This is a genomic window from Butyrivibrio sp. AC2005 (genome assembly GCF_000424145.1).
In the GTDB taxonomy this organism is placed as follows: Bacteria; Bacillota; Clostridia; order Lachnospirales; family Lachnospiraceae; genus Butyrivibrio.
This window is the reverse complement of the sequence record NZ_KE384137.1, coordinates 386,114-402,491: the sequence shown is the minus strand read 5'-3', so window position 1 is coordinate 402,491 and position 16,378 is coordinate 386,114. Positions and strand designations below refer to the sequence as shown.

Annotated in this window: 12 protein-coding genes; all 12 read left to right on the top strand. The window is 40.1% G+C overall.

All coding sequences use genetic code 11. The features are described from left to right. Positions 1 to 6: 6 nt before the first annotated feature. The 12 genes from G602_RS0118710 (at position 7) to G602_RS0118655 (ending at position 16,321) form a co-directional block, all read left to right on the top strand. On the top strand, positions 7 to 1,092 hold the full coding sequence (locus G602_RS0118710; RefSeq protein WP_026660346.1) for a hydrogenase large subunit: 1,086 nt from the start codon (positions 7 to 9) through the stop codon (positions 1,090 to 1,092). A gap of 25 nt (positions 1,093 to 1,117) precedes the next feature. Then, positions 1,118 to 1,663: a 4Fe-4S dicluster domain-containing protein gene (locus tag G602_RS31125; RefSeq protein ID WP_081676075.1), complete on the top strand. Its 546-nt coding sequence runs from the start codon at positions 1,118 to 1,120 to the stop codon at positions 1,661 to 1,663. Positions 1,664 to 1,666: 3 nt separating this feature from the next. Beyond that, the gene (gene hypF / locus G602_RS0118700; RefSeq protein WP_044932743.1) at positions 1,667 to 4,060 is read left to right on the top strand and encodes a carbamoyltransferase HypF; all 2,394 of its coding nucleotides are present in this window, start codon (positions 1,667 to 1,669) and stop codon (positions 4,058 to 4,060) included. A 41-nt stretch (positions 4,061 to 4,101) separates the two neighbouring features. After that, on the top strand, positions 4,102 to 4,314 hold the full coding sequence (locus tag G602_RS0118695; RefSeq protein ID WP_026660343.1) for a HypC/HybG/HupF family hydrogenase formation chaperone: 213 nt from the start codon (positions 4,102 to 4,104) through the stop codon (positions 4,312 to 4,314). Positions 4,315 to 4,322: 8 nt separating this feature from the next. Continuing rightward, the gene (gene hypD / locus G602_RS0118690; protein WP_026660342.1) at positions 4,323 to 5,369 is read left to right on the top strand and encodes a hydrogenase formation protein HypD; all 1,047 of its coding nucleotides are present in this window, start codon (positions 4,323 to 4,325) and stop codon (positions 5,367 to 5,369) included. 2 nt (positions 5,370 to 5,371) lie between these two features. After that, positions 5,372 to 6,367 (top strand): hydrogenase expression/formation protein HypE, encoded by a 996-nt coding sequence (hypE, locus tag G602_RS0118685; RefSeq protein ID WP_026660341.1) that lies wholly within the window; start codon positions 5,372 to 5,374, stop codon positions 6,365 to 6,367. 118 nt (positions 6,368 to 6,485) lie between these two features. Next, complete coding sequence (locus tag G602_RS0118680) at positions 6,486 to 7,334, top strand: adaptor protein MecA (RefSeq protein WP_026660340.1); 849 nt, start codon at positions 6,486 to 6,488, stop codon at positions 7,332 to 7,334. Positions 7,335 to 7,557: 223 nt separating this feature from the next. Continuing rightward, positions 7,558 to 8,277 (top strand): pseudouridine synthase, encoded by a 720-nt coding sequence (locus tag G602_RS0118675; protein ID WP_256374995.1) that lies wholly within the window; start codon positions 7,558 to 7,560, stop codon positions 8,275 to 8,277. Positions 8,278 to 8,322: 45 nt separating this feature from the next. Next, positions 8,323 to 10,347 (top strand): NAD-dependent DNA ligase LigA, encoded by a 2,025-nt coding sequence (ligA, locus tag G602_RS0118670; protein ID WP_026660337.1) that lies wholly within the window; start codon positions 8,323 to 8,325, stop codon positions 10,345 to 10,347. A 37-nt stretch (positions 10,348 to 10,384) separates the two neighbouring features. Beyond that, positions 10,385 to 11,353, top strand: coding sequence for a homoserine O-acetyltransferase MetA (metA, locus tag G602_RS0118665; protein ID WP_026660336.1), 969 nt, complete (start codon positions 10,385 to 10,387; stop codon positions 11,351 to 11,353). A gap of 172 nt (positions 11,354 to 11,525) precedes the next feature. Next, positions 11,526 to 12,743: an ATP-binding cassette domain-containing protein gene (locus G602_RS31120; RefSeq protein ID WP_196808725.1), complete on the top strand. Its 1,218-nt coding sequence runs from the start codon at positions 11,526 to 11,528 to the stop codon at positions 12,741 to 12,743. Positions 12,744 to 12,772: 29 nt separating this feature from the next. Beyond that, positions 12,773 to 16,321 (top strand): FtsX-like permease family protein, encoded by a 3,549-nt coding sequence (locus G602_RS0118655; RefSeq protein WP_026660334.1) that lies wholly within the window; start codon positions 12,773 to 12,775, stop codon positions 16,319 to 16,321. The last annotated feature ends 57 nt before the right edge of the window (positions 16,322 to 16,378 follow it).

Sequence of the window (16,378 nt, the reverse complement as noted above, 5' to 3'; positions counted from 1 at the left end):
GATTCTATGTCAACTAGAAGTGTTATTCCTTTTGGACCTCAGCATCCCGTATTGCCGGAGCCCATTCATCTTGATCTGGTACTTGAGGATGAGAAGGTTGTACAGGCTATTCCTTCCATTGGATTTATTCATCGTGGACTGGAGAAGCTTGTAGATAAAAAAGATTTCCATGAAATGGTTTATGTTGCAGAACGTATATGCGGTATCTGTTCACTTGGACATGGCCTTGGATATTGTGATGCTGTTGAGCATATCATGGATCTTGAGGTTCCGGACAGAGCTAAATATTTAAGAACTATGCTTTCAGAGCTTTCAAGAATGCATTCACATTTGCTTTGGCTTGGACTTCTTGCTGATGCATTCGGCTTTGAGTCACTTTATATGGAATGCTGGAGAATCCGTGAAGAGGTTCTCGATATGTTTGAAATTGCAACAGGTGGTCGCGTTATCTTTTCAATTATGAAAATCGGCGGATTAAGAAGAGATATTCCTGATGATATGCTTAAGGATTTCAGACAGAGACTTGACAGTATCAAGGAAGGTCTTGATATTGTTGCAAAGCCCTTTATCGATGATGTGGCAGTAAAGAATCGTCTTGTAGATGTTGGTATTCTTACTCCTGAGAAGGCAGATCTTCTCGGAACAGCAGGTCCTTTCCTTCGTGCAAGTGGTATTGCAAGGGATATCAGATCAACAGGCTATTGTGCTTACGGTGATATTGAATTTGAGCCTATTATCAGCACAGGCTGCGATTCATACGCACGTACAGAAGTACGTATTAAAGAGATTTATCAATCAATTGATATCATGCGTCAGTGTATAGACAAGATGCCTTCAGGTCCTGTTGATGTTCCTGTAAAGCCCAACCAGTTCCCTAATGGTGAATATATGGCCAGAATAGAGCAGCCCAGAGGTGAGGCTCTCTACTATGTAAAGGCTAACGGAAGCAAGTTTATTGATCGTATGAGAGTAAGAACTCCCACATTTGCCAATATTCCTGCACTTGTTGATGTCCTTGCAGGCTGTGATTTTGCAGACGTACCGATCCTTGTACTTACTATTGATCCTTGTATCAGTTGTACAGAACGCTAAAGTTATAGAAAGAAGGTAGGAAGATTTGAGTCTCATTAATTTTAATACACAAGTAATTAAAAACCTTTTCTCAAAACCTGCGACTCGTAAGTATCCTTTTGAACCAAAGAATTATCCCGAGCGCACACGCGGTCATGTACAAAATGATATGGACGTTTGTGTACTTTGCGGACTTTGCTCAATAAAGTGTCCTACACATGCCATCACTGTAGATAAGGCAGCTAAGACCTGGTCTATAAGACCCATGAGCTGCATACAGTGCAGATGCTGTGTAGATAACTGTCCTAAGAAATGTCTTTCAATGGACACACACTTTACAGAACCCGGTTCCGAGAAGGTTACTAAGACATTTAAGCAGTCTGAAAAGGCTATAGCAGCTCAGGAAGCTCTTATGAAGGCAGCAAAAGAGCGTGCGGCAGCCGCAGCGGCAGCAAAGGCAGCTGCAGCAGGAAATGCTGCACCGGTAGCCGGAGCTGCACCCGCAGCAAAGCCCGCTAATGCAGCACCTACTGGTGTACAGCAGGTAGCAGCCGCAGCAGCGAAGGCAGAGGCTGAGAAAAAGGACGAATAAATAATGTATGCACTTATCCGTGTTACAGGTGCTGTACAGGGTATAGGGTACAGACCATTTGTAGCAGAGCTTGCAACTAAATATGAGCTCAGAGGAGAAGTGAAGAATCTTGGTGGTATTGTAGAGATAATAGCTATTGGAGATGAGGACAGAATTAGTTTATTTGCTGACAAACTAAAGACTTCCTCACCCTCCGGAAGCATTGTTATAAATGTATCTTTGGAATATCTTAAAGAAAATGAACCGGAAGGTCTAAATGACTGTTCCGGTTTTCGTATTGTAGAGAGCAGTGAAAAATTCGATAAATCATATCTTACTGTATTTCCACCTGATATAGGTATCTGTGAAGTCTGCATGCAGGAGATGGGGGATGAGAACGACAGAAGGTACGAATATCCTCTTATAAGCTGCGCTTCCTGTGGACCAAGATTCAGTATTTTAAAGAAACTTCCCTATGACAGAGAGACGACCACCATGGACGTCTATTCAATGTGTCCTGAATGCAGCAGTGAATATAAAAAAGGACGTAGAAGACATGCGCAGACTATATCATGTCATAGCTGCGGACCACAGATTATTTTTGATGAGCCTGAAAAAAGGACAGATGAGTCAGATGATTCTGGTATAGAGAGAGCTGCATTTATCATCAAAAGTGGTGGAATCATAGGAATAAAGGGAATCGGAGGCTATCAGCTTGCCGTTGATCCTTGTAATTACGATGCTGTACGACGTCTAAGGGAAATAAAGGGAAGAGAGAAAAAGCCCTTTGCCATCATGTATCCCAATATGTCAGCTATTAAGGAATGCTGTAATGTGTCGCCAAAAGAGGAGGAACTACTTACTTCATCTGTCAGGCCCATTGTCCTTCTTGACAGGCATTATGCCAATATACATAGGTCTGACAATAAAAAGGAATATGCGGATAATGTTTGTGGTGCATCAAGGCAGATTGGTGCATTTTTACCATCAAGCGGATTACATAAGCTGCTGACTGAAAAGACCGGTGAAATTATTGTAACAAGCGGTAATATCTCAGGTGATCCAATGATTGTAGCTGATGATATTTTCAGAGAAAAATTTGCAGATAAGATTGATGGGATACTATGGTATGAGAGAGAGATTTTAAGACCACTTGATGATTCGGTAATTCAGATTTTCAGGGATGATTGCCAAAATGAAGAAGCGAGATTTATCAGAAGGTCACGAGGTTATGTGCCACTTCCTCTTTTTCTGGAAAAAGCTCTTACAGATAAGAATATTTATGAAGCTTTTGGAGCAGATTTAAAAAACACTTTTTCACTGGGATATGGTGATAGAATAATCACAAGCCAGTTTCTTGGAGATATGGAGGAATATTCTGTACTTAAATTACAAAAGAGAGAATATGCCGATTTTAGGGATATTTTCAGAGTAGATAATCTTGATGCAGATAAAAAAATAATAATATCGGATATGCATCCGGGATACCATTCTACTAAGCTTGCACAGGATGTTTATAATAACTCTGATAAAAACAAAACTGAGCTTTTGGCTATTCAACATCATCATGCTCATATCGGTTCTGTGATGGCTGAATATTCAATAAATGAGTGCATTGGCATTGCTTTTGACGGAACAGGCTATGGAACAGATGGAAAGATCTGGGGAAGCGAATTCCTGATATGCAGAGGTGGTGAGTTTGAGAGAGCAGGACACCTTAAACCTGTGAGAATTGTCGGACAGGATGAGGGTATGAAGAATGCGGCCCTGTCTGCTGCCTGCTATCTGTTAGAAGGCAATGTAAATATACCTGAAGGAATTCTTCAGGATTCAGAATTGTCACTGATAAAAGCAGCACTGAATAACAATATAAATGCTTTTCCTAATTCGGGTATGGGACGATTATTTGATGCAGTGAGCTGTCTTTTAGGCATTTGCTCATATAATTCCTATGAGGGAGAATGTGCCATAAAATTGCAGAATGCAGCTGAGGAGTATTTAGATCGAACAGATAAAGATGTCTTATCTGATGATGCGGATGAATTGGATATTTTTCTTGATATTGAGAATGCGACAGGTGAAAATAATACTTCATCTTATGTTATGGATACTGCAAACATGCTTGATAAACTGATTAAACTAAAAGCGAATGAAGATACAGGAAAGCTTGCATATGCTTTTCATAAGGCGATAGCAAAAGCAGTTAAAAGCATAGCCTTGTCATTAAGGGAAAAGAGCGGATTAAATGATATTTGTCTTTCGGGAGGCGTGTTTGCAAACAGACTTCTATTGTATATGTGCAATAAATTCCTTAAGGAAGAGGGTTTTGTGGTATACTATAACCGCATTTTACCGACAAATGATGGTGGAATAAGCGCAGGACAGATATATCTGGCCGGCTTACTGAATAAGTCATAAGGATATATGACAGTAGTTTAAAAAACGAGAGGAAACAGATTATGTGCGTAGCATTACCGGGACGCGTAACAGAAATAAACGGAACCAAGGCAACGGTTGATTTTTCAGGGAATACCGTTGAAGCTGAGGCAGGCCTTGTTAAGATTAAGATAGGTGACAGGGTACTTGTACACGCTGGCTGCATTATTCAGACAATGAGTGATGCGCAGGCGGATGAGATTGAAGAATTGTTTCGTGAAATAGAGGACCTGTAATTATACTTATGGATAAACTTGAATTTATAAAAGAACAACTGAAAAATTACGACGGTGATGATCTGCGTTTTATGGAGGTGTGCGGTACACATACAGCTGCTATTTCCGAGAACGGGATACCGAATTTGTTATCACCCAAAATACATCTGATTTCAGGCCCGGGGTGTCCTGTCTGTGTTACGGTAACAGCTGTAATAGACAAACTGACACAAATTTCACTTACTGAGAACACAACAGTACTGACCTTTGGAGACCTTATCAGGGTTAAGGGGTCTGAGATGAGCCTTTCTGATGCAAGAGCACGTGGCGGAAGCGTTGAGATGCTGTATTCACCTATGGATGCTATAAAACTTGCAAAGAATAATCCTGACAGGAATTATGTTTTTGCTGCAATTGGTTTTGAAACTACAACACCTGTTTATGCTATGGTTTTGGAAAATGCAATTGAGGCTAAGGTTCATAATCTTAAGCTTTTGACATCTCTGAAAACTATGCCGGAAGTCATAAGGTGGGTGTGTAAAAACACAAATAATATAGATGGATTCATTGCACCGGGACACGTATCGGTCATAACAGGTTCGAATCTGTTCAAAGAACTGTCAGAGGAAACCGGGCTTCCTTTTGCTGTTGCAGGTTTTGAAGGGGCAGGCCTTCTTACAGCTATTTATGCGCTGGTAAAAATGAAGGGACACTCAGGTATTAAGAACCTGTACAAGAGTGCTGTAAGTGAAAAGGGAAATGCAGATGCTGCCAGGGAAGTAGGCAAGTTTTTTGAGCCATGCGATGCTTCCTGGAGAGGTATGGGAAAGATTCCGGGATCCGGTATGAGACTCAGAAAAGAGTATATGGAATATGATGCCGGAAGCTATGGCCTTGATGAGGACCATATGCCACCCGGATGCAGCTGCGCCAGGGTGCTTACGGGAGAAATATCTCCGGATGAATGTCCTTTGTTTGGAAAAGCATGCTCCCCGGAGAATGCTCATGGCGCCTGTATGGTTTCTACCGAAGGAAGCTGTTATAACTACTATGTTTCAGGACGAAAGAAGAGATAATAATGAAAGTAACAATGGCACATGGAAGCGGTGGCGCTTCTACATCTGAGCTTATTGAAAATATATTTGCAAAGCATTTTAAGAATGAATACCTTGACAGGATGGAGGATTCTGCTGTTGTTCCGGGATGTAAAAGACTTGCGGTAACAACTGACAGCTTTGTTGTCACTCCTTATTTTTTCCCCGGCGGGGATATAGGTCGTCTTTCTGTTTGCGGAACAGTTAATGATCTGTTAATGAGCGGCGCTAAGCCAAAATACATTACTTGTGGATGCATTCTTGAAGAGGGGATGGATATTGATGATCTTGATAAAATCATCTCATCAATGGCTGAGACGGCAAAGGAAGCCGGAGTTACAGTTGTCACAGGTGACACCAAGGTTGTAGAAAAACGCGGTGATTTTGGAGGAATTATGATAAATACTTCAGGTGTTGGTTTTATGCCTGAGGGAGTAGCTTTATCACCTGCAGGCTGTAAAGATGGCGACGTTTTGATCGTATCAGGTAACCTTGGAGACCATCATGCAGCAATTTTATCTGACAGAATGAACATTAAAAACAGTATCATGTCTGATAATGCACCGCTAACAGAGATGGTTACAGGCTTAATAGAGCAGAATATTGATGTACATGCCATGAGAGATGTTACAAGAGGCGGACTTGGTACTGTTCTCCATGAGTTTGCAGGAGCTTCTGAATGTGAGATACATCTGTATCAGGAAAAACTACCTGTAAGTGCTGCAGTTAAGGATTTTTGTAAGATGCTTGGTCTTGATCCTGTTTATATGGGAAATGAAGGCAAGATGATATGTGTGGTAAACGGAAAGGATGCGGATAAGGCTCTTTCTATTATCAAAACATCTGAATATGGTGATAACGCAGCTATAATAGGTGAAGTAAAAAAAGCCGATAATAATGGTGTAATATTACATACCGCAATTGGAGGAGAGAGACTCATTGGTCCGCTTTACGGAGAAGGTCTTCCGAGGATTTGCTGATTATTAAGAAAAAATTAATAACTTTTTTGAAATAATCAATATTTGTGGTATAATGCCCTATATGTTGTATTCAGATTCAAATACGTTACAAGTTTGATGTAACGCGGAGTTTATTTTTATGAAGTTTACAAGAGTTAATAAGGATACTATTAATTGCATAATCACAGAAGATGATATGGACGAGCAGGGACTTAAGCTCGAAGATCTTTTTGATAAGAGCAAGGAAGCAATGGACTTTCTTCATGATGTAATGGAGAAGGCTGTGGAAGAGGTAGATTATAAGCCGCAGGGAGCATTTACTCCTATGCAGATAACGGTTCTTCCCGATCACTCAATTTCTCTTACATTATCGGAGAATACGGATGGTGCCTTTGCCGATATGCTTAAGAATCTTACAGAGAAGGCCGGACTGAGATTTCCAAAGAACTTTCTTGAGGAACTGGGAGATGTTCCCGAGGAGGACAGAATTCCCAAGCTTAGTGAATACCTTCAGAGTCTTAAGGATTTCACGAACTCAGTTAAGAATATGGTTGAGAAGGTTAATTCCGATAAGGATACTATAGAGGATTCTAACAGCATTCCAGCTAAGAAAAAAGAGGGTGCTGCAAGACGCACAAGGATTGAGAGTGAGGCTGATTCTAATCCTGCAAGAGCACAGCTTGAACAGATTGGCTTTAAGACCTTTGCATTTGAAATAAAGGATCTTAGAACTGTTATTTCACTTTGCAAACAGATACCCGGTGAGATTAAGATGGGAAGTACTCTTTACAGAAATCCTTCCAATAATGCTTACTACATCGTATTTGACAGAAAAGATGAGAATGCAAAGACCTTTGCGGCAGTATTTTCAATATGCTATGAGTTTGGTAAGTTTGTAACAACAAAAGATAATCTCATCTGCCATATGGATGAGAACTTTGATACTGTTCTAAAGGATAAGGCAATAGAAACACTTTGCAGCTTATAAAACTATAATAAATAGCAATTGTCTGCGGATTTATAGGATTTCTTAACGGGACGACTTCTATGGAAGGACGTTCCGTTTTATATATGGTTTTGGAGGTTTTTTTTAGATAAGAATTATTATTATAGCTTTCCCCTAGGGGGCGCTCAACGTCCGGGGGACGTTGGTATAGCGCGGACCGAAGCGGAGCGAAGACAGGTGCCCGAAGGGCGGATGAGGGGACACAGTGCCACAGAACGACGAAATCAGATTAAACAAATACATATCCATGTGCGGCATCTGCTCCAGGCGAGAAGCAGATAAGCTTATCGAAGCAGGCCGTATCAAGGTAAATGGGACCACAGCGCTTACGGGAACCAAAGTTGCACCGTGGGACGAGGTTTTATTTGATGATAAAATAATAAGTCCCGTAGAGGAGAAGGTTGTTCTCGCCTACAATAAGCCGGTAGGGGTAGTTTGTACCGAGAGGGATGAGCATGCTGAGAGAACAATTATTGAAGATCTCAAATATGAAGGCCGTGTTACCTATGCGGGAAGACTTGATAAAGATTCTGAGGGACTGATGATCCTCACTAACGATGGTGACCTCATTCAGGCGATGATGAAATCCAGAAACGGACATGAGAAGGAATATATTGTTGAAGTGGATCACCCTGTTACAGACAAGTTTATCAGAGATATGGGAAAAGGAGTTTATCTTTCTGAACTTGATAGGACTACAAAACCATGTAAGCTTGAAAGGCTTGATGATAACTGCTTTAAGATAATACTCACACAGGGGTTGAACAGACAGATCAGACGAATGTGTGATGCATTTGGATACACAGTAACTAAGCTTAAGAGAATACGAATTTTAAATATTGAGCTGGCAGGGCTTAATCATTCCGAGTACCGTATAATTAGTGGAGATGAGCTACGAATGCTCTATAAGGAAGCCGGCTTATAATAGCCTTACGAGGTATAAAGAAAAAGAAATTCAGGGGAGACATAAATGGCTACAAATGAAATAATTTCCAAATACAACGATCTTGCGGAGAAAATCCGCTATCACATGGATCGATACTACAATCAGGATGCTCCTGAGATTTCTGATTATGAATATGATCAGATGATGCAGGAATTAAAGCAGATGGAAACAGAGTATCCGGAGCTTATTACAAAAGATTCCCCAAGCCAGATAATTGGCGGAACTGCCAAGAGAGAAGCAGGCGTTAAGGTTACACACAATGTGCCTATGCTTTCGATAGAGGATGTTTTTGACAAAGCCGATGTAACCGCCTGGGTTAATAAGGTACATGTAAAACATCCGGATGCTGAGTTTTCAGTCGAATATAAAATTGATGGACTGAGCATGACTCTACGCTATGAAGAAAATCCTGATAAGCCGGGATACATGAGACTTGCCCTCGCTGAGACCAGAGGAGACGGCAGAGTAGGTGAGGATGTTACAATAAATGCGCTTGTAATTCCCGATGTCAAAAGAGAAATTAAATACGATGCGAGATATTTGGAGCTTAGAGGCGAAGTCTATATGTCGCACGAGGATTTTGACAGATTTAATGAACAACAGGAAAAGCTTGGTAAAAAGACCGCGGCCAATCCCAGAAACCTTGCAGCCGGTACTTTAAGACAACTCGACAGTGCGGTTACTAAGGAGCGCGGCCTTCGGATGTTTGTATTCAATGTTCAGGATGGACCCGAAGAACTTATGGAGAGCCATTGTAAGGCTTTGGATACTCTTGAAGGACTTGGAATACCTGTTGTAAAACACAGCTGCTGCAAAACGGCAGAGGATGTTCTTAAGGCAATAGATGCTATTGGCGATGACAGATTTGATCTGACCTTTGATCTTGATGGAGCTGTTGTAAAAGTTGATCATACTGGATGGAGAGATGATTTCCCCGCAGGAAGCAAGTACTCAAGCGGTCATATAGCATATAAGTATCCGCCGGAAGAAAAGGTTGTTGTAATGGATGAGATTCTTGTTGACGTTGGAAGGACAGGTAAGCTCACATTTACGGGAAGCTTTCATGATAAAGAGACAGGAAAACCTGCAAGACTGTGTGGCACCTCTGTCTCCAGGGCAACACTTCACAACCAGGATTACATCCGGGATATGAAAATAGGAATCGGTGGAGCTTATAAGCTCTTTAAATCCGGTGAGATTATTCCAAAGCTTAATGGCTGTGTTGAAGAGCCTGAACAGGTTTATGTCGCTCCTGAGAACTGCCCTGTATGCGGACATAAGCTGGTAAGAGAAGAAGATACAGCAGATATCAGATGTGTCAATCCTACTTGTCCTGCACAGGTTACAAGGACTATCGCATATTTTACATCAAGAGATGCCATGAATATTATGGGACTTGGTGATACTCTTATAGAGGCACTTACAAAAGACGGATATCTTAAGAATTATGCTGATATCTATGATCTTAAGAATTATCGTGATGAGATGATTGAAAAAGGAATTATCGGAAAAGAGAAGAACACCGATAAGCTTCTTGGTGAAATAGAAAAGTCCAAGGAAAATGACCCTGTCATGCTTCTTACCGGTCTTGCCATAAGGAATGTAGGAAAGGCTACCGCAAGAGAAATAATGAAGCATGTGGATGACCTTACGCAATTATTTAATGTTACGGTTGACGGCTTTTTATCAATGCCCGATATTGGAGAGACGACTGCGGGAGATTTATATGAATTTTTCCACAGTGAAGAGAACAGACAGCTTATTCTTCGAATGAAGGACGCAGGCGTTAATATGACTGTTGTTAAGGATGAAGGAGCTTCAGATAAGCTTGCCGGAATGACAATTGTAGTAACAGGAACGCTTCCTACACTTGGAAGAAAGGATGCGGAGGCTCTTATTACTAAAAACGGTGGTAAGGCTGCAGGCAGTGTTTCCAAGAAAACTACAATGGTTCTTGCCGGAGAAGCTGCAGGAAGTAAGCTTACAAAAGCGCAGGAGCTTGGCATTAGAATTATAAACGAAGCAGAATTTCTGGAATTGCTTAAATAATACCTGATACTGATACGAGGCCAAGGAGGAGAAAGAAATGCCTATTAAAATTATGAACGACCTTCCCGTAAGGGAAATTCTTGAAAAAGAAAATATCTTTGTGGTTGATGAAAACAGGGCTATGCATCAGGATATTCGTTCTTTGAATATTTGTATTTTGAATCTGATGCCTCTTAAAGAAGATACAGAACTGCAGCTGCTGCGCTCACTTTCAAATACACCACTGCAAATAGATGTTTCCTTCATGAGGGTAAGCAGCCATAAATCCCTTAATACTTCGCCCAACCATCTGAACAGGTTCTATCATACCTTTGAAGAATTGAAGGATAATACGTATGATGGACTAATTATTACCGGAGCTCCTGTAGAACAGATGGAATTCGAACAGGTTGATTATTGGAATGAGCTATGCGAAATATTTGAATGGTCCAAGACAAATGTAACTTCAACATTCCATATATGCTGGGGAGCGCAGGCAGGCTTATATTACCACTATGGCATACAAAAGAGACCACTGGCTGAGAAGCTCTTCGGATTATTTGAGCATCATGTTGAAAATCGCAAGGTTCCGCTTGTAAGAGGTTTTGATGATGTCTTCTGGATGCCTCATTCAAGACATACCGAATCACCTGCTGCTGAGATACATTCATGTAAAGACCTTGTAGTTCTTGCAGAGTCAACTGTAGCCGGAGTGTTCCTCTGTATGTCCAGAGATGGAAAAAATATTTTTGTAATGGGACATGCTGAGTATGACAGACTTACACTTCACAACGAATACGTCAGAGACTTAAGTAAGGATTTGCCGATACATGTTCCGGAGAATTATTATCCGGATGATGATCCGGACAATACGCCTAAGCTGATTTGGAGATCACACTGCAACAACCTTTATTCCAACTGGCTGGACTATTATGTATATCAGGCTACACCATATAAATGGGGTCAGATACTTGATGATGACAGAAAAAATAAAGCAAAATCTATTCTTACAAGTTTGGCAGAATAATTAAACTAACAATCAGATGCCGTAATGCTTTCGATGTTTGGAGAGCATTACGGCTATTTTCTTGTGGGAAATAATAAAAAAACAATTAACAAAATACTGTTTGCAACACTACGCAAAATGGTTTTGCTATAATTGTAATATATCAGATTTTTTCCGACAACCGGAGGTTTATATGGCAATTCAGGGCAATGTGATCAAGGTATTATGGAATATTATGCAAATGCTGGAGGAAGAGCAGATTGAAGATGCTCTTACAGAAGCCTTTGAAGCCCTTAGTGATGCTGTTCATACCAGCTCCGGCATTATGTGGATCAAGGATTCTCAAACAAGAACTTTGTATAGTGTCATTTCCACAGGCGATATTGACGCAACGGGTTATGGAATCGCATACGGAAAAGGAATTGTAGGAAAAGTCTGCGAGACCGGAGAAATGGTTTATGTTAAAGACGGGTTAAACGATGACAGATTTCCGGGCGGTAAAAATGAAGCGACGGGTATAATTACCCATAATGCCTTGTATTATCCCATGTTTTTAAAGAGCCAGGTTGTGGGATGTGTTGAGCTGCTTAATCGTACTCTTATAGACGATTACTCAAAGGATGAGATCTCCATAATACATTCTTTTGCCGGCCTCTGTGCAATGATAATTGAGGAACGTGGTTTTTCATATTCCCCAAGCACTAATAAAAATTCAGTCATGACACTCCGTGGCATAAAGAAGGATTTTACTACAGGGGCGGGGGTGTCACATATTCTTAAGGGAATAGATCTTGATATTTACGAGAAAGAGCTTCTTGTTATTCTCGGTGAAAGCGGCTGTGGTAAATCAACACTTTTGAATATAATAGGAGGAATGGATTCGCCTACTGAAGGTAAAATCACGATAGATGGCAGGGATTTTTCCCATCCTACAGAAAAGGAACTGATTAAATTCAGAAGGGATGACATAGGCTTTATTTTTCAGGCTTATAATCTGATGCCGAATCTTACTGCTCTTGAAAATGTAAAGTTTATAGCTGAAATTTGCAAAAATCCAAGAGACTCAAAAAATGCCCTGAAGATGGTTGGACTTGCGGATAGGGCAAATAGCTATCCCTCCATGATGAGTGGCGGGCAACAGCAGAGAGTATCAATTGCCAGAGCTATAGTAAAGAACCCTAGAATAATACTTGCTGATGAGCCTACAGCAGCACTTGATTTTACAACAGGACAGGAGGTTCTGAAATTAATAGAGAGTATTATTGAAGAGGGACTGACATCAGTTGTAATGGTTACACATAACGTCGAGATAGCCAAGATGGCCAACCGCGTTGTGCATTTAAAAAATGGTAAAATTTCAAGTATAAGGATTAATTCATGGCCGATGCATGCGGCTGATTTGGTATGGTAAAAGAGCAAAAATGAGGGGAACCGGGGAGTATGAAAGAGTCCTGGCGTAAGGACGCTCTGCGAAATATCAGAAAAAGAATAATCTCGTGGCTTTCAATTGTCACGATTGTTGTCATAAGTGCCGGAATTATTCTGGGCATTTGTTTTCCTATGTACACATTAAAAAAGACTAGTGATGAATACTTTAAAGCTCATAATTTCAAGGATGCTGATATAGCATCGAGCGTTGGAGTAAAAGCATCCGATGTCGATATAATAAAACACAATTGCAAGGTAAAGGAAGCGGAAGGTGCGATTATTCTTCCAGGCGTTGTAAGCAGTGGAAAAATAACTGTCAGTGCAAAAATAATATCATTAACAGAAAAGGTTAGTGTGCCTTATGCAATAAAAGGCGAACTTCCCGCAGCAATAAATGAATGTGCTATAAGTAAGGAAATAGCTGATGCTCTAAGTATAGACATAGGAGATGAGCTATCCTTTGAAATGTCTAATTCACGTTTTGAGGATGCTTTAAATGAAAAAAGCTTTAAGGTAACAGGCATAGCAGGACATCCTGATTTTTTTGGTGCTGACCGCGATGGATTTTGCATCGTTCCTCATGATGTCTTTAATACTGACGCGTTATCCTTCGATTATACAAGTATATTTGTGGATGCGGATATACCGGATAGCCTGAATACGATGCAAAAAGAATATCTTGATAAGGCTGCCGAATTAAAAGATGAACTGGAAATGGAAGGGGATGAAATAGCTGCCAGGAGAAAAGGGCAGTATATAGAGGATCTGGATAATGAATATGCGAAGGCTGTCAAAAAGGTTGAGGATGAACTGGCTAACGGAAAATCAAAGCTGGATGATGCTCAAAAAGAATTTGATGAAAAGATAAGTAAAGCTGAAAAAGAGCTTGAAGATGGTGAGAGTGAATTTGCTGACGCAAAACAAAAGGCAGAAAAAGAGCTGGCTGATGGCGAGAAAAAGATTCGTGACGGTGAAGCAGAATATAATGCGCAGATAGCGGATGGCGAAAAACAGCTTGCGGATGCAAAAAAGCAGCTGGAGGATGAACTTAATGATGCAAAATATAAGCTCTTTTATGGCTTTCTAGAGCTTGATAATGCTGAGAAAACTTTAATCGAAAAAGAACAGGAGTATACTAACGGTGTTATACAGCTTAATGCAGGAAGAGAAGAACTGAATAAGGGCTGGGATGAATATGATGATGGTCTTTATCAGATAGAGACCTATCTCAATGATTCAAATATCGATTCGGCAGTGAGCTTTCTGGAGCTTGTAAATGAGAATTCTGAAATACAAATTCCAGGTGATGTCATTTCAGAGATACGCTCTATGAAAGACTGCGGAACAATAAAAAGATTTGGCAAAGTAGTAAGTCTTTTGGACAGACTTCCTAATGACATAAAAAATGAATTTATGAATGCTTTTGATTTTGACCAGGATGAAGGGAGCCTAAGAGATAAATATAATCAGTTAAAGGGTGCGGAAGACAAACTTAATGACGCAGAAGATAAAATAAGAAGTGGCGCTGAAGAACTTAATGAAGGAAGGAGACTACTGGATCAGGGCTGGTTTTCGCTTGAACAGGGTAAAAAGGAGCTTGCGGATGGTCAGGCAGAGCTGGAAAGGAAGGAACCTGAAGCAAGGAAGCTACTCTCTGATAAGGAGGCCGAATTCGAGGAAAAAAAAGAGGAAGGCGCCAGACAGATTGCCGAGGCAAAAAGAACGTTTAAAAAGAAAAAGAAGGAGGCTTTAGACAAGCTTGCTAAAGCTGAAAAAGAGCTTGCTGACGGCCGTGCTGAATTTGAATCAGAAAAGAAAAAAGGCGAAGCGGAATTAAAGAAAGCCAGGGATGAATATGAAAAAGAAAAAAAGGAAGCATATGCTAAGCTTGATGATGCAAAAGAAGTTATAGAAAATGCCAAGAATATAGATGTTCATCTTCTGGTACAGATGAGAGAAGCGAATCTTAATTTTATAGAACTAAAATCTTATGTGGATGTACTTACAAGATTCATTTTTGTTTTCATGCCTATTTTTTGCAGTATAACAGTAATCGTGTGTTTCTTTACAATTGCAATTATAGTGGAAGAACAGAAAAAACAAATTGGTGTTGTAAAGGCTTTTGGCGGTTATAAAAACGAAATAAGAAACAAATATATAATATTTGGTGTTTCAGCAGCGATGCTTGGCGTAATCATAGGAGTTGCAGGTGGCTTTGCGCTTGAAGCTCTTATTGTTAATTCATTAAAAGAAACCTTTTTGTTTGAGGACTTAAGCCACAAAACAAATCCCATTCCTGTAGCAATAACCTTTGGAGCTACAGTTATTCTTACTACCTTTGTGGTTATATGGTCTTGTGAAAAATATATTTCCTGCAGTGCGACAGGACTGCTTAACGGTAGCGAGCCGGAAAACAAAATTATGAAAAGGGCTGCAAAATCCGACCGTGGAAGTATATATATCAGAATGATAATAAATAATTTTTACACTGATCTGGGAAGGGTAATTATTTCGGTAGTTATTGTTCTTTCCTGTTGTATGCTGATAGGACTTGGAATAACGCTTAAGGATACATTTGATACAACATTGAAGGAGCAGATGAATAGTTTATGGAAATACGACCTGAAAATTGTCATGCAAAAGAATGCGACTGATACAGAAAAAACAGATTTCCTGGATGCAATACAAGGGTATGATTATTGCCCTGTATACAGAGTAGGCACTGTAATGCAGGCTGAAAAAGAGCAGGCACTTGCGGAGGTATATTGTGTTGACGATAGTAATTATTTTAAAGAATTTATTACGTTGAAAAATAAAAAGGGGGACGAAATTGATATACCCAAAGAAGGTGTTCTTGTTACGGAGGAAATGAAGGAAAAGGATGAGCTTCCACCCGGAACGGAATTCACAATGGTTACCGATGATCTAAAGATATCAAAGGTATATGTAAAGGATAATTTCCTTCAATATTTTGGCAAATGCGGCATTATGTCCCGGGATTATTTTGTAAAAATCTTCGAGGATACTGTAGAAGATAACTGCTATTTTATAAAGGCAGGAAACAATACAGATGCTTTATATGAAAAACTACAGGAATATCCTGCTATAGAAACTATAGACAAGGTGGATAGTCTAAAGGAAAAGAACAAGACTCTGATAGACCTTTTTGATATAATTGTCTATCTTGTGCTGGCATTTTCGCTTATATTATCGTTTATGATTCTTCTAAACCTTAGTAATATCCTTGTACTTCGTAGGATGCGAGAACTGCTTACTATGAGAGTAAATGGTTTTTCAAACGGACAGGTAATCGGGTACCTTGCAAGAGAAATAATAGTGACTACTTCCATGGGCATTATACTTGGCGTGGCTACAGGAATCCCCATAACTCTTTTATGTATTAAAACAATGGAAACAGATGGATTTATGTATGTGTCCCGAATCTATCCCTCTGCCTGGGCGCTGGCAGGCCTTAGCTGCTTTGCGTTTGCTGCTTTGATCAACTCCATATCATTTAGAAAAATAGGTAAGGTGCCTCTGACGGATATTACAAAATACTGATGATAAACAATAATAACTTTATATAAAAGATTTATAAAAATTAGTTAAGAACTGCCG

What these genes read in the sequence shown, in the direction of transcription:
- G602_RS0118710 (WP_026660346.1), top strand. Translation starts at nt 7, where the DNA reads ATGTCAACTAGAAGTGTTATTCCTTTTGGACCTCAGCATCCCGTATTG.
- metA (WP_026660336.1), top strand. Translation starts at nt 10,385, where the DNA reads ATGCCTATTAAAATTATGAACGACCTTCCCGTAAGGGAAATTCTTGAA.
- ligA (WP_026660337.1), top strand. Translation starts at nt 8,323, where the DNA reads ATGGCTACAAATGAAATAATTTCCAAATACAACGATCTTGCGGAGAAA.
- hypE (WP_026660341.1), top strand. Translation starts at nt 5,372, where the DNA reads ATGAAAGTAACAATGGCACATGGAAGCGGTGGCGCTTCTACATCTGAG.
- hypF (WP_044932743.1), top strand. Translation starts at nt 1,667, where the DNA reads ATGTATGCACTTATCCGTGTTACAGGTGCTGTACAGGGTATAGGGTAC.
- G602_RS0118680 (WP_026660340.1), top strand. Translation starts at nt 6,486, where the DNA reads ATGAAGTTTACAAGAGTTAATAAGGATACTATTAATTGCATAATCACA.
- G602_RS0118695 (WP_026660343.1), top strand. Translation starts at nt 4,102, where the DNA reads ATGTGCGTAGCATTACCGGGACGCGTAACAGAAATAAACGGAACCAAG.
- G602_RS0118655 (WP_026660334.1), top strand. Translation starts at nt 12,773, where the DNA reads ATGAAAGAGTCCTGGCGTAAGGACGCTCTGCGAAATATCAGAAAAAGA.
- hypD (WP_026660342.1), top strand. Translation starts at nt 4,323, where the DNA reads ATGGATAAACTTGAATTTATAAAAGAACAACTGAAAAATTACGACGGT.
- G602_RS31120 (WP_196808725.1), top strand. Translation starts at nt 11,526, where the DNA reads ATGGCAATTCAGGGCAATGTGATCAAGGTATTATGGAATATTATGCAA.